18 protein-coding genes are annotated in these 20,930 nt (G+C 61.3%); 10 read left to right on the top strand and 8 right to left on the bottom strand.

The window, feature by feature from the left end; all coding sequences use genetic code 11:
* Window positions 1-5: 5 nt before the first annotated feature.
* Window positions 6-2,201 (top strand): carboxylesterase family protein, encoded by a 2,196-nt coding sequence (locus tag BMY84_RS26490; RefSeq protein WP_093087946.1) that lies wholly within the window; start codon window positions 6-8, stop codon window positions 2,199-2,201.
* A gap of 104 nt (window positions 2,202-2,305) precedes the next feature.
* Here BMY84_RS26490 and BMY84_RS26495 read toward each other — a convergent pair whose 3' ends face one another.
* Window positions 2,306-2,860 carry a hypothetical protein gene (locus tag BMY84_RS26495; protein WP_093087948.1) on the bottom strand — a complete coding sequence of 185 codons (555 nt, stop codon included), beginning with the start codon at window positions 2,858-2,860 and terminating at the stop codon, window positions 2,306-2,308.
* A gap of 956 nt (window positions 2,861-3,816) precedes the next feature.
* Here BMY84_RS26495 and BMY84_RS26500 point away from each other — a divergent pair.
* Complete coding sequence (locus BMY84_RS26500) at window positions 3,817-4,746, top strand: hypothetical protein (protein ID WP_093087949.1); 930 nt, start codon at window positions 3,817-3,819, stop codon at window positions 4,744-4,746.
* Between the two features lie 452 nt (window positions 4,747-5,198).
* Here the strand turns inward: BMY84_RS26500 and BMY84_RS26505 are convergent, their stop codons facing one another.
* The 6 genes from BMY84_RS26505 to BMY84_RS26530 all read right to left on the bottom strand — a co-directional run bounded on the left by BMY84_RS26505 (window position 5,199) and on the right by BMY84_RS26530 (window position 12,430).
* On the bottom strand, window positions 5,199-6,383 hold the full coding sequence (locus BMY84_RS26505) for a replication initiator protein A (RefSeq protein WP_093087951.1): 1,185 nt from the start codon (window positions 6,381-6,383) through the stop codon (window positions 5,199-5,201).
* 256 nt (window positions 6,384-6,639) lie between these two features.
* Window positions 6,640-7,728 carry a ParB/RepB/Spo0J family partition protein gene (locus BMY84_RS26510; protein ID WP_093087952.1) on the bottom strand — a complete coding sequence of 363 codons (1,089 nt, stop codon included), beginning with the start codon at window positions 7,726-7,728 and terminating at the stop codon, window positions 6,640-6,642.
* A 74-nt stretch (window positions 7,729-7,802) separates the two neighbouring features.
* Window positions 7,803-8,999 (bottom strand): AAA family ATPase, encoded by a 1,197-nt coding sequence (locus BMY84_RS26515; protein WP_093087953.1) that lies wholly within the window; start codon window positions 8,997-8,999, stop codon window positions 7,803-7,805.
* 197 nt (window positions 9,000-9,196) lie between these two features.
* Window positions 9,197-10,615, bottom strand: coding sequence for a carboxylesterase/lipase family protein (locus BMY84_RS26520; RefSeq protein WP_093087955.1), 1,419 nt, complete (start codon window positions 10,613-10,615; stop codon window positions 9,197-9,199).
* 49 nt (window positions 10,616-10,664) lie between these two features.
* Complete coding sequence (locus tag BMY84_RS26525) at window positions 10,665-11,708, bottom strand: oxidoreductase (RefSeq protein ID WP_093087956.1); 1,044 nt, start codon at window positions 11,706-11,708, stop codon at window positions 10,665-10,667.
* On the bottom strand, window positions 11,705-12,430 hold the full coding sequence (locus BMY84_RS26530) for an arylesterase (RefSeq protein WP_093087958.1): 726 nt from the start codon (window positions 12,428-12,430) through the stop codon (window positions 11,705-11,707). Before BMY84_RS26530 ends, BMY84_RS26525 begins: the two co-directional genes overlap by 4 nt.
* Between BMY84_RS26530 and BMY84_RS26535 the strand changes: the two genes are divergently transcribed.
* Window positions 12,429-13,130, top strand: coding sequence for an ABC transporter ATP-binding protein (locus BMY84_RS26535; protein WP_093087959.1), 702 nt, complete (start codon window positions 12,429-12,431; stop codon window positions 13,128-13,130). The genes BMY84_RS26530 and BMY84_RS26535 overlap by 2 nt on opposite strands.
* Window positions 13,127-15,649, top strand: a complete 2,523-nt coding sequence (locus tag BMY84_RS26540; RefSeq protein ID WP_093087961.1) for an ABC transporter permease — start codon at window positions 13,127-13,129, stop codon at window positions 15,647-15,649. Before BMY84_RS26535 ends, BMY84_RS26540 begins: the two co-directional genes overlap by 4 nt.
* Before the next feature lie 4 nt (window positions 15,650-15,653).
* On the opposite strand, the gene copC is transcribed toward BMY84_RS26540, so the two are convergent.
* Window positions 15,654-16,028: a copper homeostasis periplasmic binding protein CopC gene (gene copC / locus BMY84_RS26545; RefSeq protein WP_093087962.1), complete on the bottom strand. Its 375-nt coding sequence runs from the start codon at window positions 16,026-16,028 to the stop codon at window positions 15,654-15,656.
* A gap of 143 nt (window positions 16,029-16,171) precedes the next feature.
* On the opposite strand from copC, the gene BMY84_RS26550 reads away from it, so the two are divergent.
* From BMY84_RS26550 to BMY84_RS29500, 6 genes are all read left to right on the top strand, one after another.
* Window positions 16,172-16,426: a hypothetical protein gene (locus BMY84_RS26550; protein WP_093087971.1), complete on the top strand. Its 255-nt coding sequence runs from the start codon at window positions 16,172-16,174 to the stop codon at window positions 16,424-16,426.
* Entirely contained in the window at window positions 16,423-16,869 is a 447-nt protein-coding gene (locus BMY84_RS26555; RefSeq protein ID WP_093087964.1) for a periplasmic heavy metal sensor, read from the top strand. Before BMY84_RS26550 ends, BMY84_RS26555 begins: the two co-directional genes overlap by 4 nt.
* Before the next feature lies 1 nt (window position 16,870).
* Window positions 16,871-17,428 carry an RNA polymerase sigma factor gene (locus BMY84_RS26560; protein WP_177204214.1) on the top strand — a complete coding sequence of 186 codons (558 nt, stop codon included), beginning with the start codon at window positions 16,871-16,873 and terminating at the stop codon, window positions 17,426-17,428.
* A gap of 24 nt (window positions 17,429-17,452) precedes the next feature.
* Window positions 17,453-19,189, top strand: a complete 1,737-nt coding sequence (locus BMY84_RS26565; protein WP_093087965.1) for a copper resistance system multicopper oxidase — start codon at window positions 17,453-17,455, stop codon at window positions 19,187-19,189.
* Window positions 19,190-19,193: 4 nt separating this feature from the next.
* On the top strand, window positions 19,194-20,138 hold the full coding sequence (locus BMY84_RS26570; RefSeq protein ID WP_093087967.1) for a copper resistance protein B: 945 nt from the start codon (window positions 19,194-19,196) through the stop codon (window positions 20,136-20,138).
* A gap of 121 nt (window positions 20,139-20,259) precedes the next feature.
* Window positions 20,260-20,397, top strand: coding sequence for an MFS transporter (locus BMY84_RS29500; protein ID WP_143075178.1), 138 nt, complete (start codon window positions 20,260-20,262; stop codon window positions 20,395-20,397).
* Window positions 20,398-20,930 lie beyond the last annotated feature (533 nt).

The following is a 20,930-nucleotide window of genomic DNA, read 5'->3' on the forward strand; positions in this document are numbered from 1 at the left end:
ATCGCATGACGTTCGGAAATTCACGCCTCGCGCTGGTCAGTCTGGCTACTATCGCGCTGGCCATCGGCACAGCCGCTGCGCAACCAATGCCCACCAGCATCGGCCATGACCCGCAATTGCTGATCGCCGCCATCGGCTCGGTCCCGCTATTGCAGGTAACGAGCCCCTCTTTCGCTACCGACAGCGACATTCCTATCGCCAATAGCCAATATGGCGACAATCGCTTCCCAGGGCTGAACTGGACCAGCGGCCCCAAGGGCACGAAGGCCTATGCCGTCGTCATGCAGGGGCAGTTGAACGCGGCGGACCCTCAAGCGGGCACCAGTGTCCAACTGACACTCTACAACATTCCCGCCAACATCCTGTCTCTGCCTGCCGGAATGACCACGCCGCCCACCGGCAGTGCCTATGGCCCCAATGTCCACGGCGCTGACTCTCCCTATGCCGGACCGCATGCGCATGACACGGAGCGCCATGGCTATCATGTTCAGGTCTTCGCCCTCGACACGCCGCTGGCATTTTCGGGGAAGCCCAGTTTCGACATGCTCAAACAGGCTATGCGCGGCCATGTTCTCGCCGCTGGCGATCTTGTCGGCTATAGTCAGAAACCTGCTTCGGCACCCGGCCCGATCAAGGTGGAAAGCGGTTTGCTGACCGGCGCGGTCGGCCGCGATCCGTCTATTTCAGTGTTCAGGGGCATTCCCTATGCCGCTCCCCCGGTAGGACCGCTGCGCTGGCGCGCGCCCGCAGCACCGCTTGCCTGGAACGGCGTGCGCAATGTGGATACATTCGGTCCGGCCTGCCCTCAACCGGGCGGAGAAATGGCCAAGGGCCTTGCCCAGAGCGAGGATTGCCTGACACTTAATATCTGGACCAATGCCAAGCCGGGCGATCCCGAAAAGCGCCCGGTCTATGTCTGGATCTATGGCGGCGGCTTTATAGGCGGCACCGGCGCCAGCCCGCCGTTCGACGGAGAGGCGCTGGCCCGCAAAGGCGTCATCGTCGTCACCTTCAACTATCGCGTCGGTGTGCTGGGGTTTCTCGCTACGCCCGAACTCAGCCGAGAATCGGGACATGATGCCTCTGGCAATTATGGCCTGCTCGATGACATTGCCGCGCTGCAATGGGTAAAGCGCAACATTGCGGCCTTTGGTGGCGATCCGGACAAGGTGACGATCGGCGGTCAGTCCGCAGGCGCCGGTTCGGTCGGTTTCCTGACCCTGTCCCCTCTGGCCAAAGGGCTGTTCCGGGCTGGCATAGCGCAAAGTCATGCCCGCTATCCACGCGACACCGAGCTACGCTATCTGTCCGTGTCCTGGCGCCCATTGAAGACAGCGGAGAAAGCTGGACAGCATTATGCACAGCAACATGGCGCCAACAGCCTGGAGGATTTGCGCGCCATGCCGTGGGAGAAGCTGATCGAAGGCAGCGCCACGATCGACGCGGATGTCGAAACCGGCAGCGACGGCAAACCGCCTTTGTTCCGCCCGGTCGTCGATGGCTGGGTTATCCCGCAATCCTATTGGGACAGCTATCAGGCAGGCACGCAGCAACCGATCGCCTATGTCGCGGGCAACAATAAGGACGAAACCGGTGCCGTCCCGGAAACCGCCTTTGCCACATTGCGTGCCAGCACCACCCCGCCCCGTGCCGGCATGCCGCAGACCAGCGTCACCGTCGCCCAGTTCAAGGCGTCCGCGCAGCGGAAATTCGGGGCTCTGGCCGGAGAATTCCTCAAACTCTATCCCGCCCGGACGGATGACGAAGCCGCCTTGCAGAATAACGCTGCAGCGCGAGACAATGGCCGCATCTCGACCTGGCTATGGGGCACGCTCTGGCGCAAGGGTAACCAGCATCCCCTACATACCTATTTCTGGACGCATGCGATGCCGGGGCCGCAGCATGACCTGCGCGGCGCATTCCACGGCTCGGAAATTGCCTATGCGTTCAACAGTCTCGATGCGATCGACCTGCCCTGGACGCAGGACGACCGCCGCATTGCAGAAACCATGTCCTCCTACTGGGCCAATATCATCAAGACCGGCGATCCCAATGGACCGGGCCTGCCCATCTGGCCGGTCTATGATCCGCAACTGCCGCAGGTCATGGAACTGGGCGATCATTTTGCGCCTATACCGGTGGCATCGGCTGACAAGATCGCTTTCTGGAAGCGCTTCTATGCAACGCAGCCAGCCTGGTAAGCCGACCCGGTCGCGGTCACTGACACAGTCTTGATCCGCTCTTACGGGCAGGTCACTTTGGTCGGCCGCAGGCTGTCAGGGCCACTATAACCGCCACCTATCCGTCAAAAGCCCAATTCACCCTGTCCCGCTCTGCCGGGCAACGGCGGAGCGGGCGCACGGATCAGCAGCGCACGGGCGAGGCCCGTCAAAGTGTAGACGGCATGTCGCTGCGCACCCCGATTATGGTGATCGACACGGAAGCCCTGATAATGGCGCCGCAGGAGATCCGCCGCGACCAGTTCCGACACGGCGCGGCTCAGATTCGCCTTTCCTGACACACGCACCCTCAGCTTCACTTCCTCTTCGACCGCCGCATCGGTCGGCGATTGCCCCTGCCCTTTCAGTTCAAGCCGCACCCGCTCGGTCAATGCCAGTCGTCGGGGATCACGACCACCCATGGGCGTCAGCGCGTCACACAACCAGTCCCGCAATGTCAGCAGAGCGCCTTCCTGTGCCACCAATGGCCCCGCGCTGCCATCAGATCGCGCCACTTCAGCGATCAGAGTCAGCAGCATATAGGCATAGCGGGGACGCGAACTTGCATGCGCAAGGCGATCAAGCAGCGCCGAAAGATCGCCGCTGCGCGGGGAACGTGGCTGGATGGACGCTTGAAACATAACAGGTAGGAATCAAGCACAAGACGGGACCAAAGGGAATCCCCTGCGAATCGTGGAATGTATTTTTGTCGTGAGTGACACTTTGCCTGAGGGTAAAGTGTCATAAGGGGCACTTTGCTATGAGTGCGGGAAGATATCGATATCAAAACGCTGAGCCTTGATGAAGGGCTGGCGTCTCGTCATTTGATCCGGTGTCGGAACTGACTGCTCCCCACATGATAGCAAAGGCATCTTGACCACCAGCCTGCCTCCATTCTGACGCAGAGGTCTGCTTCCAGGCCTGATGCGCAATGGAGAACTGATATTCTGGCAGATAATGCGTCGGCAGGCGACGCACAAATTCCGACTATCCTGGCTTTGGCGATAAAGCGACGATAGCACCGCAATATGGACGGGGAATTGTCGCCCTATGTCGCTTTTACCATGATCGCCCATCCCCTTTTTGCATTGCGCCTTTTGCCGACAATCGAAAGAGCCGGGCGCTGGATGGGAGAAATCGATCCTGTAGGACAGATTGTCGCTCTCGGGCGTTAACCTTGCGAACAGCAAATCATATTCGGCTATGCTGACGTCACCAGCGCTTAGCCATCTTCCGCGCCTTTGTTGATGCGTATGTCCGCTAGGTCGCTCCGGAGGGATTGAAACCTGACCTGACGGTCTCGCAAGACAGGAGCAAGCCGTCTTTCATAACCCAACGTTGCGCAAAATCGGTGTTTCTCCGGGGAAACCGACCGAAAAGGTGACCATCTCATTCTGTGTATTCGATAGACATAGAACGAGAGAGCATTTTCGTGGATATGTGCGGAGATATGATGGAGGTCGTGCTGATTATCTGCTATTAAAATCGCACGTGTCGGCGGCAATTTGCCCGGCGCGTCATCCGAAAATTTTCTGTATCAGCAGATGTAACCAAACCCCTTATTTGGTTACATTGAAATATGCGCTAGACCGCAGATATGAGCGGTTATTCTTATAATTCAGATCACGCCCTGCTCCTGCTTGGCAGGCTTGATGGCAGGCTTCAATCCAGCCCCGTCGCGGACATCTGGCTCGCAAGGGCACGTCTCCGCGGCGCAGCAACGCTAGCCAATGCTGCAGGTGTACCGATCGAGGTGCGGGACCTTCAAAACTGGATAGCGGGGCGGACAGCTCCACCCCGCCATAGCGAAGGGTTGAATGACCCGCTCTCGGTCGCAGCCTTGTTTCACTTTGCACTCTCGGCCGCTGAAGATGGACAGGATTCCCTGTCGCGAGCTACGTTGAACCTGTCACGAGACTTGTTGGATGATAGGGAAGAGGCCACGTTGTGGGCGCAAGAGGACCTTGTCCGTTTCGGTCCACTCTGGCGGGCCGCGCAGGAGGTTCTTGGTGCGTCTTATGCCGCTCCGTCCCTCCTGACCATCGCAAAGCGCTTGGCCGAGGTTCGCCAGTCCGTGACAGTCTCGCCGGTAGAAGGACCGCTGATGACGACGTCAGACGGGCGCCAATGGCGTATTGCATCCGCCCGTCCGGATATGGCCTGGCTGGCAGCCTGTCATATGCCACTCGCCTTGCAACGCTCGGGGCTCGCCCTTCGGCTGCTTCCATCCTTTACCGACATGCCAAGGTTGCCGCCAGAGGATGTAGAAGAGTTTGCGGCCGTTCTTCAGGACCGTATCCTTAAACGCGCAAGAGAGGGGCTGGCGGATCTCAATCGTCTTGAAGCGCAGATGGATCGGTTGCCTATTGATCTTAACGTAACACGCCGGAGCAAACTGCCGCTGCTGATCAGGCTGGAACTGGCCTATCCGGGCTTGAGCAGGATCGCTGTATCCCGCTTGTTGGGTGTATCGCACCAAGGAGCGACGAAGCTGGTCGAGCAATTCAGAGCTTTCTCAAAGCCATAGTTGAGGCTGCGGCTCTGGTACTTATCCACTCTCTAAAAAGAAGAATTGGCTCACTACCGTTATAAGGTTTCTAATTAGGTTAAAGAGTTAAGCGAACCGGGACATTGTCCGAATCGCCTGAATCCGGCGATTCGGATAGCCGGCCGGTTCCCGAAATGACGGGCTATCGTTCCTGAAATGTCGAGCCATCTGTTCCTGAAGGATCGGCTATCCGTTCCCAAAGGTGCGAAGCCCGTTCCTGATAGATCGAAGAGCCGTTTCAAAGGTGCGGAAGGCGTGGAAATTTGAATCACTTCGTACCATAGCCTGACCAAGCATGTTCAATTCCGGCCCAGCTTCACCGAATGATATTTGAGCCGTAATCGAACGGTCATGCTGCATCTGGGAAACCCGACACATCGGGAACGGGATGCCGATCAGGAGAGCAAGGCCCCTCCCCTGCTCCGGCTGGTTTACAGACTGTGCCGGCTTTTCTCATGAAAACGCCGGACAAAACCGATAAACGCTTTCTGATAATTGACGGGCGTTCGTTCGACATCGCTGCCGATCCAAGCCCGGAATTCCTGATGAAGGGTCTGATAGTCCCAGCCCGGACATTCGGCGCGCAATGTCGCCAATGTTGCATCCGTCAACTCACCGGCGCTGGCACGGGACGACAGGCTGACGACACTGCGGCGGATGAGAGCGCTCGCGTCGATCTCGACCGCATCATCGGCGGCTTTCGGAGCAAGCTGCATCGTGCTCGAACCGACAGTTGACGTTTCCTTTTCCCGCTGCGCGGTTGAAGGAAGCGCTACTGCCGTCTTGCGGCGGCGCATCCGCAATGAAGGTTCCCGCTTGCCGTCGGGCTGCTCCAGTTCGAGACTATAGCCGGGCAGTGGGTCGCGATCGGCGATCTTGGCGATCTCGAATTTGAAACGGCGATAAGCGCCTTCTGCACCCGATTTCTCAAAAAGGGTTGGCATGGAGATGGCAAAACCCGCCTCCCCTGCCCCGCCGGCATGTTTGCGGGCAACCTTGTAGAGCCAGCGTTCGCGTCCGCCCGTCAGGTCGAAATAGGCGCGATCGATGGAGAGCACGCCGCCTTGCATCAACACGCCCTCATAAAACCAGTTGGAAAGTTCGATCGTCATGCCGCGAGATCGCTCGGTACGCTCGTCGACCAATTGGGTCCAGCCATCAAGCCAGGAGAAAGTGGCTTCGCGCCGATTCTCGGCCCGGATGTTGGTCTTGATCGTCGTGGCGACAAGTCGATCGAGCGATTGACCCAATAGCTCGTAGGCGCGGCCGGTGGTCGGGCGATGAATGGCACGCAGCAAATCATAGGGCATGAGGTGCAGCTTGCGTGGAATGTCATTCAGGCCTCGACGCGCCATGTCGGCCAGAACTGAAGCGCAGTAGATCAGGATATCCGCGTCCCAGATCGTCGCCATGCCATAATCAGGGTTGGCCGATACATGGACCCAGGCCTTGCCATCGGGGGAGGTGTAGTCGATCGGCTTCACGCGCTTCGACTTGGCGAGCGAAAAGAAAGGGCGTTCCATCATCTCGCGCTGGTCGCGCAACGGCATATCCGCGATATAGGGCAGGAAGAGCTCGAACTGATCGTTGATCGTGGCGTTGGGCGCGCGGGTCATGAGAAAGATGATCCAATGGTAGAGCAAGACAACCCGACTTTGCAGGGCATATGCTGGACCCAGACAAAGGCGAGGGGTTGGTGATAAAGCGGCACGGAAGAAAGCCGTTTCCCCGGGGAAACGGCTTTCTGTATGTAGCTATCGAAGAATAGAAGGCGAAGCGTAAGGCTTGGCGGCGGATGGCTACCGGGGTCGTTTCCCCGGGGAAACAGCCCTGCAAGCACGGGCCGGTTCATTCTGATCCGCCGCGCGCTTGTCACCTCTGAAGACCCAGGCCCTGTTGCTCCAGATGGGCGAGCGTATCACGCAGGGCATCAATCAGCGCCTCGGTATCCGCGCCTGAGCCAGCATGTAGCCGCAATGTGATGCCCTGACGGCTCACCGACTGAACGGACAGAACTGGGCGACCCAGCGGACTGTTCCAGACATAGGGCTCGGCCTTGGGAGTGGCAGTTGCGGCCCGGGGGGCATCCAGCAGTCGCTTGAGGACATCGGCAGCTGCCAATGGCGTGCCGCCATTTTGACGCAGCATAGCCTGCTCGCTTTCGAGGCCGGCGGCGGCGGCCCGGATCGCCATGGCGGCTTTCTGGTCGTCCAGCGCCTGGGCCAGCGAATAGGCCGGCTTGAGCTGGACATCGGAGGGCGAAGCAAAGGCGCTGATAACCGCGTCCGGAATCCCCGCGACCTTGATCATTTTGCTCAGCCAGCCCTTGGACAATTTCAGGCGCTCCGCCATCCGGGTCAGGTGGCTGCCATAATGGTCGTTGAGCGCCTGCGCATAATTGCGGGCGCGCTCCAGATCGGAGACATCCTTGCGCGCGCGATTTTCCAGATCGGCGAGGCGGAACGCTGCTTCGTCATCCAGCACCGCGACCTGTGCGACGAATTGAACGTCGGGATAGCTGTGCTTGCGCAGCCAGCTGATCGACCAATGGCGTCGAGTGCCTGCAATGACCTCATAATCATGGTCGGGATCACCCTCGACCCGGCGCACCACGGCGGGGACCTTCTGGCCGCCTTCTGCAACGATGGAATCGATCAGTTCGCGGCAATTTTCTTCGGACAGATGCGCATAAAGACGCGCATTGCCGGGCCATATCCGTACGCGCGCAGGGTCCAGCAGGAGTTGCGTAACCTGACGCACCTCTCCTGAAGCCAAACGTGCAAGTGCAGACTCTCGGCCGAGTAAGGTTGTACCGCGTGCACGATCTCGCTCCACGCGCGGTGCGACAGGAGCAGGCGTGGGGAAAGTAGTTTCCTCTACCGGATCCTGAACAGGCGGTGGGGGGGCTGTTGCTTCATCAGACAGCAGGGCGGCCAGATAGTCAGATTGCTTACGCGCCATGGAACTGTCCTGAAGCAATGGAACATAAAGTGAACAATCGGAAAGGCGAGATTTGCACTCTAAGGTGGCGGATATCACCCGACATTGACGATATCCTCCTCCCGCGCGGGCGCGACCCGGCCCCAACCTTGCCGGACCAAAGCCTCGATCTGGCCCATAGCCTGGTCCAGATTGGCCCGGCAGCGCTTGTGCGTGCGTGGCGTGCCGATCGGCTTTTCCAGTTCGTAGACGGTCATCATGCGCAGGGCGGCATGGCTGATTTCCGCGGAATCCAGGATAGGCACTGGCAGGAGGGCAGGGCCGAAGCTCTGCTCCATGATCGCCCGAACCATCGCATGGCTGGGATCGTTGGAATCGAACTTCGAGCAGATCAGTCGCACGAAACTATAGTCGACGGCGATGCCCGCGCCCTGCAACTGGCCGATCACCTGATCCATCATCGACAGGAACTGCACCGTCGAACAGAAATCGGGCGTCGTTGCCGCCAGTGGCACCAGCAGCGCATTGGCTGCCTGCATCACCGCCAGACTGATCGTGCCGAGCGCTGGCGGTGGATCGAGCAGCACGATGTCATAGCCGCGGGCCAGATCCATCAGCCCTTGCTTGAGCTTGCGGAAACGGGCTGCGAGCACCGACCCGCCGTCGCTGCCAGCCGCCGCCAGTTCATATTCCACGTCGAACAGTTCCAGATTGGACGGGATGAGGTCGACATTGGGCCAAGCCGTGCGCTTGACGGCGTAGAGAAGGTCGACCTGTGTCGGATCGATCGACAGATAGGGATAAAGCGTCTCTTCCCGCTGGATGTTGAAATGCGGGTTGAAGCCGAACAATGTCGTTGTCGTCGCCTGACTGTCGCAATCGACGACCAGTACGCGATAGCCCTGCACCGCGAAATAATGGGCCAGATGCGTCGTGACGGTAGACTTGCCGACGCCGCCCTTGAAATTCTGCACCGCGATGATGGCCGGCACATCGAGCGGCGCGCGTTCGGGCGTGGCGCCCAGCACTTGCCGCATGTTGAGCAGTTCATCGATCGTATAGCCGGGGCGACGGCCATTTTCAGTCGGCGGGGCAGGGGGCAGGCGGCCATCATCTTCCGCCATGCGGATACGATTCGTGGAGCAGCCCAACAGTTGCGCGGCCTCGGCAATGCCAAAGCGCACGTTCAGTTCCTTGCGGCTATCGGGCAGAAAAGCCTTGCGACGCAGGCGTTCCACCATCTTTTCGCCGGCCTCGGCCAGATCGCCGATCTGGTCAACCACTGCGTTCATTTTGTCCCCCGGACATTGGCTTGAAGCTTAATGTCGTGGACTATTGCAGACTTCATTCAAATCTGCAATGTGCGAGCGTCAGGGAGGCAGGTTTGGCTATTCTGCCCATTTTGCATTCCAACTCTATTTTATGATCGGAACTGCAACAGGACGACATCATGCGCGCAAGGATGCGCGCAAACGCCGCCGTGCTTGCTTTATTGCCGTGTTTTCGACGCGCCGCTTGCCCAATTGTCGGGGCCTGACGCTGCGCTGTCTTCAGGGCCGATATCCAGCATCGGCTGACCCGCCGCGCCATGGCGCTGCCAGACGGGCAGGCCGGTGCCGTTGGGATTGCCGTTCTTGACGAAATTTACCAGATATCCGCTGGAAATCCGCCCAATGGCGCGATCGGCAGCAGTGGTCGCCGCGCCATATTTTATCCCCACCGTGTCGAAGAAATAGGGGATTTCGCTGGCATGCCCCGCGCCCTTTGTCTCGGCTGTTCGCGCCGATGCAGCGACGTAGGAAAAGCGATAATAATAGGTCGGCACGCCTTGCGCGACGAACTGGTCTGCCATCGTCCGGGCGCCCGCGATCATTGGACCGGACGGCCCGCCAATATCATCACTGGTCGCGCCGACCATCACCGGCACCCTCGCGAAATGCCCGGCCTGATAGGCGGCTAAGCTGTCGACCGCGATGCGGCCATCCGCAATGGGGCTGCTATGATCGCGCGGTGCGCCACTGAACAAGGCGGCCAGATTCAACCCATCCACAATATCGTCTGCCGGGAGGGCGCGCAATTTGGCGAGCGCGTCGGGACTATCGGCTGCCACGCCCTTCTTCGCGCCAAAGGCAGCGCCCAGCACTTGCGCCCCTGCCAGCGTGGCGTCGCCCATCGGCATCGGTCCGCCCGACTGGATCACCGCCTTGCTGAACAGCCCCTGCGCCATGGGCGAGGTCAGCAGCGCATGCACGGACATGCCGCCAGCGCTTTCGCCGATGATGGTGACATTGGCGGGATCACCGCCAAAAGCCGCGATATTGGCCTGCACCCAGCGCAGGGCCGCGATCTGGTCCATATAGCCATAATTGGCGAGCAGACCCTTGTCCGCATCCGCCTTCGTCAGGGCAGGATGGGCGAAGGTACCGAAGCGGCCCAGCCGATAGTTGAAACTGACCACCATGATGCCCTGCCTGGCCAGCGCATCGCCTGCATAGGTCGGCGGGGACGAGCCACCGTTTACGAACCCACCGCCATAGATCCAGACCATGACCGGCAATCTGCCCTTGGCCGCTTCCGGCTTCCAGACATTGACGAACAGGCAATCCTCGGCCGGCGGGGTGCCGAGCGGCGCCGCATCGCTGGGGAAGGGGAGTTGCATGCAATCATGCCCGTAATGGCTGGCATCGCGTATCCCCTGCCAATGCGCGACGGGTTGCGGCGCGCGCCAGCGCAAGTCGCCGACCGGTGGCGCTGCAAAGGGAATGCCCTTGAAAGAGGCGACCCCTTCCGCCGCCACACCGCGCAATGCGCCGTCGCCTATCGTCACTTCCGGCGCGTCAGGGGCAGCCAGGCTGGGGGGTGAATATAGGGCAAGGGCCAGCGCTAACAGGCGTGTCGACTTGGACATGGCTTATCCTCTCCTCGTAACGGGGGCTATTCTGTCTCGAAAGGTGTCCTCAATCCAGAGGTAGCGTCACGGCACGGGCTTCGCGGGCGGACAGCCATGCCGCTTCGATCACTTGCTGGACCGCGACCGCATCCTGTGTGGAAACGGGCAGGGGGCCTCCGGTCAGCAAGGCTTCGGCTACCCCGGCATAAAAGCGTTCCTGGCATCCGGTTTCTGCCGGATGCCGTGTCATGCACCCGTCGCCATCGCGATGTTCGACCGGATCGTCATCCACGCCCCACCCCCTGTCGCCCGGTCGCAGCCCGGCGATCAGTTGGGCCTCCTGCGGATCGAGTTGGCGCTTGATGAGGGTGCCTTCGGTCCCATGAACCGTGAAGCGCGGCGCACCACCTTGGTCTCCACCCGGCGCGTTCAGGCTGGCATGCAGCACGATCCGCTTGTCGGCGTAGCGCAAGATTACATGCGCCCAATCGTCCGCGCTCGACCCCGCTCGCAGTGCTGTAATATCCGCGCTGACGGCGTCGGGCGATCCGAACAGGGCCAGCGCCTGATCCACCAGATGTGGCCCCAGATCGAACCAGACGCCCGATCCTGCCGATCCATCTTCCCGCCAGCGATCGCGGATTTCCGGTCGGAACCGATCGAAATGGCTTTCGAAATGGGTGACGCGACCGACCGCGCCAGTTTCGATCGCTGTCTTGATGCTGAGGAAATCGCTGTCGAAACGGCGATTGTGAAATACCGCCAGCCGCCGGTCCACGCTCTGCGCCAACGCCGCCAGCTCGCGCGCTTCCCCCAGCGACAGGGCAAAGGGCTTGTCCACCACGACATGTTTGCCCGATCGCAGCGCATCGGCGGCCAGCGCTGCATGTGTCGCACTCGGTGTCGCAATGACAACCAGATCGATCGCCGGATCGGCCAGCAAATCCTCCACTTGCTCGACACAGGCGATGGCAGGATCGAGCGCGGCAACCTCCACCTCCCGACTGGTGACGATCGCTTTCAACTCCAGCCCGGCCGCCGCCCGGATCAGTGGCGCATGGAAAACCCGGCCGGCCATGCCATAGCCGATCAGCCCGACCCCGATGCTCATGGCTTTAATGCTCCCGCTACGACAGGTGCCAGTTTGCCGACGATCACCGTCACGCCCTTGTCATTGGGATGGATGCCGTCAGGCAGTTGCAGCGATCGTTTGCCGATCACGCCGTCCAGCATGAAGGGATAGAGGGGCGCATCATAGCGTTTGGCAAGATCGGAATAGATGGGGTTGAAGGCGGCTGCATAGTCCGGCCCCATATTGGGCGATGCGAGCATGCCGGTCAGCATTACCTTGATCCCCCGCCGCTTCGCCTCGCTCAGGATCGCACCCAGATTGGCGCGGGTTTCTTTGGGGCTGAGGCCGCGCAGCATGTCGTTGCCGCCCAGTCCCACCAGCATCAGGTCAGGTTTGCGCGGCAAGCCGTCCAGCGTGAAGGCGAGACGCGCCAGACCGGCCGCCGTCGTGTCGCCCGACACCCCGGCATTGACCACCCGTACCTTCATGCCGCGCCGGTTCAGCGCCTGTTCCAGCACTGGCGCCAGTCCCTTGTCCTGATCCAGATTATAGCCGGCATAAAGGCTGTCGCCAAAGGCCAGGACCAGTTTTGCGTCGGCGATCGGGGCGGCAGCCGAGACAACCGCATTGCCGGTCTGTGCCGTGTCGGCCGGCGGGGGAGGGGGCGGCGCCTTGTCGGAACAGCCACTCGCCAGATGGACAAACAGCATCATCGCCCCATATTGCAACAGTCTGCCCGCCAAGGAGCGCTCCTTTTTCATGCATTTGCCCATCGATCCCGCCACTATCGCGATCCGCGCGCACAATGTCACCCTCTCGCTTGGCACGTGCGATGCGCCGGTAGCGATCCTGAAGGGCGTGGATCTGTCTATCCTGCGCGGCGAAAGCGTCGCCATATTGGGCGCTTCGGGATCGGGCAAAAGTTCGCTGATGGCGGTCCTCTCCGGCCTCGAACGCGCCAGTGGCGGTCATGTCGATGTCGGCGGCGTCGATTTCGGGACGCTCGGCGAGGATGAACTGGCCCGCGCCCGGCGCGGCCGGATCGGCATCGTGCTGCAGAGCTTCCACCTGTTGCCGACCATGACGGCACTGGAAAATGTCGCCGTCCCGCTCGAACTTTCCGGCCATGCTGATGCTTTCGCGTTGGCCGCCGAAGAATTGCGCGCCGTCGGCCTCGGCCACCGGCTCGATCATTATCCTGCCCAATTATCGGGAGGGGAGCAGCAGCGCGTCGCCATCGCGCGTGCGGTCGCGCCGCGCCCGACCCTGCTCTTCGCTGACGAGCCGACTGGCAATCTTGATGTCACCACGGGCGCGGCGATCATGGATTTGCTGTTCGACCGGCAAAAGGCGGCGGGCGCGACGCTGGTCATCATCACCCATGATCCCGTCTTGGCGGAACGCTGCGGCCGCATCATCGAAATGCGCGATGGTCAGATCGTCGCGGATCGCGCGGCATGAATGGCCTTGGCTGGCGCGGCTATTGGCGCATCGCCCGGCGGGATCTGCATCTGGGGTTCCGGGGTTTGCGGCTGCTTTTCCTCTGCTTGTTCCTGGGCGTCGCAACGCTGGCGGCGATCGGCAGCCTGACGGCCGCGATCACGCAGGAATTGCGCGACCGGGGCCGGGTCATATTGGGGGGCGATATCGAAATCGCCATGACCCAGCGTGAGGCGGGCTTTGGTGACAAGCAGGCTTTCCGTCAATTGGGTACGCTCAGCGAAACGATTCGCATGCGCGCCATGGCTCAGCGCGTCGGGCAGGGCAGGGGGGATGCGCCTCCGGCGGTCCTTACCGAACTCAAGGGCGTCGACGCCGCCTATCCGCTTTATGGCACGCTGACCCTGAAGGGCAGCCGCTATCAGCCGATGGATGCCGACCATATTTTGATCGGGGAGGCACTGGCCGAGCGGCTGGATATCCGGCGCGGCGAGCGGCTGCACTATGGCCAGGCGGATTTCACGATTGCTGCCATCATCGCCGATGAACCCGACCGACTGGGGGAGGGCTTCACGCTTGGCCCGGTCGCGATCGTGTCAATGGAGGGACTGCGCCGCACCGGGCTGATCCAGCCCGGCAGCCTCTACAATAGCAAATATCGCATCCGCCTGAACCCGCGATATGACGCGGCCACGGTGCGACAGGATTGGGAGAAGGCGCGCGCCAATGAAGGCTGGTCCTTCAAGGATCGCGATCGTGCCGCGCCTGGCGCGGATCGCTTCATCGAACGGATGGGGCAATTTTTGTCGCTGATCGGTCTGGCCGCGCTGGTGATTGCCGGCATCGGCGTGAGCAATGGCGTCGCCTCCTATCTGGCGGTCAAGCGGGGCAGCATCGCGACCCTGAAGGTGCTGGGCGCCACCTCGGCCGACATTGCCCATATCTATCGGCTGCAAATCGGGGCGGTTGCGCTGCTCGGCATCGGCGCGGGGCTAATCGTCGGCGCGGCATTGCCGCCTCTGGTGGTGGCGCTGGCTGGCGATGTGCTGCCGGTCAGTCCCGGTTTCCGCCTGCACCCTGTGCCGCTGATCACCAGCGCCGTCTATGGATTGTTGATCGCCTTTCTCTTCACATTCCCGCCTTTGGCCAAAGCGCGGACCCAGCCCGCAGCAGCCATTTTCCGGGGAGCGGTGGAAAGCCGGTCGGGCCTTGATCGTCGTAGTCTTGGTGCGATGGGATTGGCTGGCGCACTGCTGGTCGCGTTGGCACTGGGCACCGCGCGCGAGCCACTCTTCTCTGCGGCCGTGCTGGGCGCAGTAGCGGCTGTCCTCTTGCTCCTGCTGGGCCTCGGTCTGGCCGTCAGCCATGTCGCGCGTCGTCTGCCCCGGCCGCGTCGCCCGCTGCTGCGTCTTGCCATGGCCAATCTCCATCGCCCCGGTGCACAGACGGCTGCGCTGATCGTGGCGCTTGGGCTAGCTCTCACCTTGTTTGTCACGCTCGCAGGAATCGAAACCAGTCTGGATGCGGAAATTCGCAGCGTCGTGCCACAAAAGGCACCGGCCCAGATCGTGCTGGATATCCCGGCACCACAACAGGCGCGCTTCCGCCAGATCGTCGCGCAGCAAGCGCCCGAAGCGCAGCTCAATATCGTGCCCGTCCTGCGTGGCACCATCACCGCCTTCGGCAAGCAGCGCGTTGCCGATATGAAGCAATTGCCCGACGGCGCCTGGTTTCTGCGCGGCGAGCGGGGCGTGACCTATAGCGCGACCCTGCCCGAAGGCAGCGATCTGGTCGCGGGAAAATGGTGGGCGAAAGACTATCAGGGACCGCCGCTCGTTTCGCTCGACGCCGAAGCCGCCAAGACGCTCAATATAGGGGTCGGCGATACGCTCACCGTTTCGATCCTCGGCCGCGAAATCGAAGCGCGCATCGCCTCCCTGCGCAAGGTCAATTGGGACACGATGGGCTTCAACTATGTGCTGGTCTTCTCACCCGCCACGCTGCAATCCGCGCCGCACAGCGTGGCAGCCACCATCACCATGGACGATCGCCACAATGGCGCGATGACTCGTGCGTTGCTCGCGGCCTTCCCCGGTGTGTCGGTGATCGCGGTCGGCGAAGTGATCGATCAGGTCGGCACCATCCTTACCCAGATGTCGCGCGCCATCCTCGTCGCGGCTTCGGTGGCGATTCTTGCCGGCATCGCCGTGCTGGTCGGCGCCATCGCCGCTTCGCGGCAGGCCCGCAGCTATGACAGCGTGATATTGAAGACGCTGGGCGCCACCCGTGCGCAGTTGCTGGGCGGGCAGGCGATCGAATATGGGCTGCTCGCCGCGATCCTGGCGCTGGTGGCGCTGGCGCTGGGCAGCGCGGCGGCCTGGTTCGTGATCGTGCAGGTCTTCGATTTCGGCTGGGCGCCCGACTGGCCCGTGGTGCTGGCGACGCTGGCGGGCGGGGCGCTGCTGACGCTGGGCATCGGTCTGGCCGGATCGGTGCCGTTGCTGTCCGTCCGCCCGTCCCGCGCCCTGCGTCAGGTCTGATGGCTTATCGGACCTTGAAGCTGTAGCCGCCCTCCACTTTGTGCTGGTCGACGCCCACGACATGCCATTTCAGGTCATAGGTGCCGGCGGGCAGGGCGCGGGGGAAAGTCAGGATCATGGTCTTGCCGTCGACCATGGTCGTCTTGAACCCCTTGATCGGCATGGGTTCATGGTTGGCCATGCCGGGCATCCCGGTCATGGTCAGGTCCGCGCCGCTCAAGGCCGCCTGAAAGGTTTCGGAAAAGGTCAGCGTCATTTTGGTTGGTTTCGCCACGGTCGCATCGGCGGCCGGCGTGGACGACAGCAATTTGCTGTGTGCGCTCGCCACGCCGGGCAGCAACATGGCGACAGCAGCGGCAGTCAGGAACAGACGGTTCATGGCAATCTCCTGCAAGGATAGTTGCAACCTGTTACGCACGGGCTTGCCGGCCCCCTCGCGCCATGCGCATATTTTTTACCCTGCCAGATTGAGGGATGGAAGTGCGCCATGCGTATGTTCGGGCAGGAATGGAGAATGACGCGATGACCGATCTGGACCAGATGCTGGACGCCATGCGGGCAATGCCTGCCGACACGCGGCTGGCGGGCATGGATGATGCCGTGCTGACCGGCATGGTCGAGCGACGCGAACGGATGACCGCGCGCCGCAGCCTGATGTTGGCAAGTATTTTGGCGATCGGGATCGGCTGGATCGGCAGTATCCTGCCCGCCGCCCCGGCGCAGGCCATGCCGATCGGCATGTCGGACTATGCGCCTTCCCGCCTGCTCGGCCAATGACCGCCCGGCGCTATCTGCTCGTCGCGCTGGTCGCCTTTGCCGCATCGCTGGCGGCGGTTCTGGTGACGCGCTTCTGGTTCGCGCCTGAACCCCGCGTCGAAAGCGAAGTGCACAGCCTGCTCCATCAGCGGCTGACTCTCGATGCGGGTCAGGAGCAACGCATCCATGAACTGGAAACCGCCTTTGCGACCCGACGCGCATCGCTGGAAGCGGAAATGCGCGCTGACAATCAAAGGCTGGCGGACGCGATCGCCGCAGAACATGGCTATGGCCCCAAGGTGGCGGAAGCGGTCGATCGATCACACCATGTGATGGGCCAGCTGCAAAAGGACACGTTGCAACATATTTTTGCGATGCGCGCCGTGCTGCGTCCTGATCAGGCGGCGCAGTTCGACGCTGCTATCGTCAAGGCGCTGACTCAGCCCGCCCAGTCCACCCGATAAGGTGAACGATCCGAACCCCGACGATCGCGTGCTGGTCGCTCACGCGCTGGCCGGGCAGCAATCGGCTTATGCCGCGCTGATGCGGCGGCACCGGGATGCCGTGTGGCGGCTTGCGCGCGGTCATGTCGGCGACGGGGATGTCGCACTGGACATTGTGCAGGAAAGTTTCGTTTCGGCCTTCGCCGCCCTTGCCCGCTATGATGGCACGCGATCATTCCGTGTCTGGATTGCCCGCATCGCCCTCAACAAATGCCGCGATTGGGCACGCCGTCGTGCCGTCCGCAGCTTCTTCACCTTCGCCAGGCCGATCGACGACGCGCTCGATATCGCCGATAGCGCAGGCACGCCGGAAGACGCGCTGCAATCGCAGCGCGCCGTCGCCCGGATCAATGCCGCCATCGCATCATTGCCCGCCAATCTGAAAAATGTGCTGCTGCTCCGCACGATCGAACAGATGAGTCAGGCGGAGGCGGCGCAGGTGCTGGGCATTACGGAAAAAGCAGTCGAAACCCGACTCTATCGCGCGCGCGCCAGACTGGCGGAAATTTTGAGGGATTGATCCCCCATCCGCGTATGAAGGGGCATGCAGAACTTGTCCCTCGATCGCCGCGCAATGATCAAAAGCGCTGCTGCCCTGACTCTGGCTGGCGCCTTTCCCGCCTGGGCGCGCAGCGGCACGCCTGGGCTTGTTCATGCCAGCACCGGTTCTGGCATTCTGTCCGGAAACTCCATCGCGCTTCAGATCGGCGAGAGCCATTTTTCGACCGGCGGGCGTTCAGGCCACGCCGTGACCGTCAACGGCACGCTGCCCGCGCCGCTGCTACGCCTGCGGGAAGGCGAGACGGTGCGTATTGCCGTTACCAATAGCCTGAAGGAGCAAAGCTCGATCCATTGGCACGGGCTGTTGCTACCCTTCCAGATGGACGGTGTGCCAGGCGTGAGCTTCCCCGGAATCGATCCGGGCGAGACATTCATTTACGAGTTTCCGCTCACCCATGCAGGCACATTCTGGTATCACTCGCATTCCGGCATGCAGGAGGCAGAGGGGCTGTTCGGTCCGATCGTGATCGACCCTGCCAGTACCGATCCGATTGCCTGCGATCGCGAGCATGTGCTTGTGCTGTCGGACTGGAGTCCGATCCACCCCCATGAACAGATGCGCCGCCTCAAGATGATGAGCGGCTACTTCAACCGCCAGCGCCAAACGCTCTGGGGGCTCCTTGCCGGTAAGGACCAGTCGCTCGCCGATCGACTCGCCTGGGCGAAGATGCGCATGGACGCGACCGACATTTCGGACGTGACTGGATCAACCTACAGTTTCCTTATTAACGGCCACGGTAATGAGGAGAACTGGACCGGGCTGTTCGCACCGGGTGAGAAAGTGCGTCTGCGCGTCATCAATGCCTCTTCGATGACCAATTTCAACTTCCGCATTCCCGGCTTGCCGCTCACTGTAGTGGCGGCGGACGGCAATGCCGTGCAGCCGGTCGAGACCGATGAAGTGCAGATTGCCATTGCCGAGACCTATGACTTCGTCGTCCAGCCCGGTGCCGTGGAAAGCTATGGCGTTATTGCCGAGGCTGTCGACCGCTCCGGGCTCGTGCGCGCGACACTGGCTCAGCGTCCCGGACTCGTTGGTGAAATGCCGGAACTGCGTTCGCGTCCAGTCCTCACCATGCGCGACATGGGAATGGACATGGACGGCATGGACATGGGCGAGGGTGGAGTGATCGACCTCAGCAAACCTGCCAATAGCTCAATGAGCGGCCACTCAATGTCGATGCGCGATCCTTCCGTAGCACCGGGCGTGAAGATGGGACCCGGCGTCGCCACGCTCTCGCCGATGCCGGTGGACCGGCTGGCGGATCGCCCAACCGGACTGGAAGCCGTCGATCACCGCGTGCTGACTTATGCCGATTTACGTTCGCGCGACCCCAATCCCGATCCGCGCGTGCCGAGCCGTCAAATCGATGTGCATCTGACCGCGGCGATGGAGCGGTATATGTGGAGTATGGACGGTGAGGCGATGTCGGAAAACCCGGCGCCGATCCCTTTCCGTCTGGGCGAGCGCGTGCGCGTCAATCTCATCAACGACACGATGATGCCGCATCCGATCCACATCCATGGCCACTTCTTCGAACTGGTCAGCGGCGAGCCCGGGAATCGCGCGCGCAAGCATACCGTCAACGTGCTGCCGGGCGGCAAAGCCTCGTTCGATCTCACCGCCGATGCTGAGGGTGATTGGGCTTTTCACTGTCACATGCTGCTGCACATGCATGCCGGGATGATGCGCGTTGTGACTGTCCGCAGGGAAGGGTAAGCCGATGGCGCATCTCCTCCCGACGCTCACTTCGCTTTTGCTGTTAGCTGGGGCTCCGCTTACTGTTCAGGCTCAGGAAAGTGCGGCGGTATCTCAACAGGCCGATGAGCATAGCGGAATGGATCACGGGCCCATCGCCCCATCTCAGATCGATAGGCAAAGCATGGATCATTCGGGCCAAGCCTTGCCTGCGAGCACCATGTCCGACGAGCCGGGCGATGCCCCGCCGCCGCCGGTGCCCACGGATTTCCCTGCCGAACGCTTCTTCGCAGCCGAGCGCATGGCAGCTTCGCGCGCAGCGATGATGAAGGAGATGAATTTCAGGACTTTCGCGCTTCAGATTGATCAACTGGAATTTCGCACCGGCAAGGGTGGGGATGGCTTTGGTTGGGAAGGGCAGGCCTGGTATGGCGGTGATGTCGATCGGATTGTGCTGGCTAGCGAGGGTGAGGGGACGTTCGGTGCGCGGGCCGAACGTATCGAATTGGGGGCCTACTGGCGTCATGCAATCGACCCTTGGTTCAACCTGCAACTCGGTATGCGGCAGGACTTCCGCCCGGATCCGCAGCGAACTTATGCGTTAGTGGGGCTCGAAGGGCTGGCACCTTACTGGTTCGAACTACAAGGGCAGTTGCTTGTCTCCAACAAGGGTGATGTCCATGCGCGTGGCAAAGCGGGGTACACCCAGCGCATCACCCAGTCGCTCGTGGTGGAGCCCGAGGCCGAGGTTGATTTCGCGTTTCAGGACGTTCCCGCACTAAATGTCGAGGGAGGTTTCGAACGCCTCGAACTGGGGGCGAGGCTTCGCTACGAGCGAAATCGCTCTCTGGCGCCCTATATTGGCGTCAATTGGGAGCGCAAGCTTGGTGGAACGGCAGAGCTCGCACGTGCTGCGGGGCAGGGTGTGTCCGGCGTATCGGCAGTCTTTGGCGTGCGTGCGATGTTTTGATTTTCGCTGCGGTATTTAGTTCGAGAAGGGGTGAGAATGCTCTTCTTCAGCCGATTGTCCCGACATTCACCTCAGCTCGGCAATCTATAGTCCATCGGAAGCTGGACGGGAAAGCGCCGGCGTGGAGAGCACGCCTGACGCAATGGCGGCGATCGGCTTCATGGCTCAGTGGAGCAGCCTGTCCGCGGCCTTTGCCATATTGTCCGTTCTGGTCCTGCTGGTTGCCTATCAGGCGCCTCGGACGACACCCAAAGGGTGAGTTGATCGGACCATTGGTGTGAGTCGAGCGATAGAATCACCGGAGTTTCTCGATTCTGACGTTAAATCAGGGGTTTGATTCTGGGTTTTGGTGGATTGGCGATTGATGCTCGGGGATGTGGGGTTTCTGCTAGTTTGACGTAAATATCTGTAAATAAACAATATTTATGTCTCCTGCACGAAAGTTTCAAAAAGTGTGTTGACGGAATTAGCGGTCCTATCTAGAGGGCTTTTCACCGGACGGGGCGCTGCCATCAGGGAGCGTTTGGAACGGTCGCCAACATAGACGGGATGCACCTCCCCTGGACAAGGTTTCAGGGAAGGATTGCTGTCCCGCTAAGGTTGTCGGTTCTTTGACATTGTCGGTTAGATGAAGGGACATGTGGGCGGCGGCTCCGGTCTGTGGCGGCTTTCAGGCGTCATGTGATCGGTTAAATTGGGCCGTTCCTTATTGGAGCCTTTTGGGATTTATCCTGGAAGGTTGTCTATATGTCTCAGTATATTCCACTAGAATATATTGTGCAGGAATGGCTC

Origin of the sequence: Sphingobium sp. AP50 (assembly GCF_900109095.1) — a bacterium.
In the GTDB taxonomy this organism is placed as follows: Bacteria; Pseudomonadota; Alphaproteobacteria; order Sphingomonadales; family Sphingomonadaceae; genus Sphingobium.

Excerpts from the sequence above, each read along its gene's own strand:
- BMY84_RS26495 (WP_093087948.1), bottom strand. The coding sequence starts at position 2,860 with ATGTTTCAAGCGTCCATCCAGCCACGTTCCCCGCGCAGCGGCGATCTT.
- BMY84_RS26490 (WP_093087946.1), top strand. The coding sequence starts at position 6 with ATGACGTTCGGAAATTCACGCCTCGCGCTGGTCAGTCTGGCTACTATC.
- BMY84_RS26520 (WP_093087955.1), bottom strand. The coding sequence starts at position 10,615 with ATGTCCAAGTCGACACGCCTGTTAGCGCTGGCCCTTGCCCTATATTCA.
- BMY84_RS26500 (WP_093087949.1), top strand. The coding sequence starts at position 3,817 with ATGAGCGGTTATTCTTATAATTCAGATCACGCCCTGCTCCTGCTTGGC.
- BMY84_RS26525 (WP_093087956.1), bottom strand. The coding sequence starts at position 11,708 with ATGAGCATCGGGGTCGGGCTGATCGGCTATGGCATGGCCGGCCGGGTT.
- BMY84_RS26505 (WP_093087951.1), bottom strand. The coding sequence starts at position 6,383 with ATGACCCGCGCGCCCAACGCCACGATCAACGATCAGTTCGAGCTCTTC.
- BMY84_RS26515 (WP_093087953.1), bottom strand. The coding sequence starts at position 8,999 with ATGAACGCAGTGGTTGACCAGATCGGCGATCTGGCCGAGGCCGGCGAA.
- BMY84_RS26530 (WP_093087958.1), bottom strand. The coding sequence starts at position 12,430 with ATGAAAAAGGAGCGCTCCTTGGCGGGCAGACTGTTGCAATATGGGGCG.
- BMY84_RS26565 (WP_093087965.1), top strand. The coding sequence starts at position 17,453 with ATGCAGAACTTGTCCCTCGATCGCCGCGCAATGATCAAAAGCGCTGCT.
- BMY84_RS26540 (WP_093087961.1), top strand. The coding sequence starts at position 13,127 with ATGAATGGCCTTGGCTGGCGCGGCTATTGGCGCATCGCCCGGCGGGAT.
- BMY84_RS26510 (WP_093087952.1), bottom strand. The coding sequence starts at position 7,728 with ATGGCGCGTAAGCAATCTGACTATCTGGCCGCCCTGCTGTCTGATGAA.
- BMY84_RS26570 (WP_093087967.1), top strand. The coding sequence starts at position 19,194 with ATGGCGCATCTCCTCCCGACGCTCACTTCGCTTTTGCTGTTAGCTGGG.
- BMY84_RS26550 (WP_093087971.1), top strand. The coding sequence starts at position 16,172 with ATGACCGATCTGGACCAGATGCTGGACGCCATGCGGGCAATGCCTGCC.
- BMY84_RS26535 (WP_093087959.1), top strand. The coding sequence starts at position 12,429 with ATGCATTTGCCCATCGATCCCGCCACTATCGCGATCCGCGCGCACAAT.
- BMY84_RS26555 (WP_093087964.1), top strand. The coding sequence starts at position 16,423 with ATGACCGCCCGGCGCTATCTGCTCGTCGCGCTGGTCGCCTTTGCCGCA.
- copC (WP_093087962.1), bottom strand. The coding sequence starts at position 16,028 with ATGAACCGTCTGTTCCTGACTGCCGCTGCTGTCGCCATGTTGCTGCCC.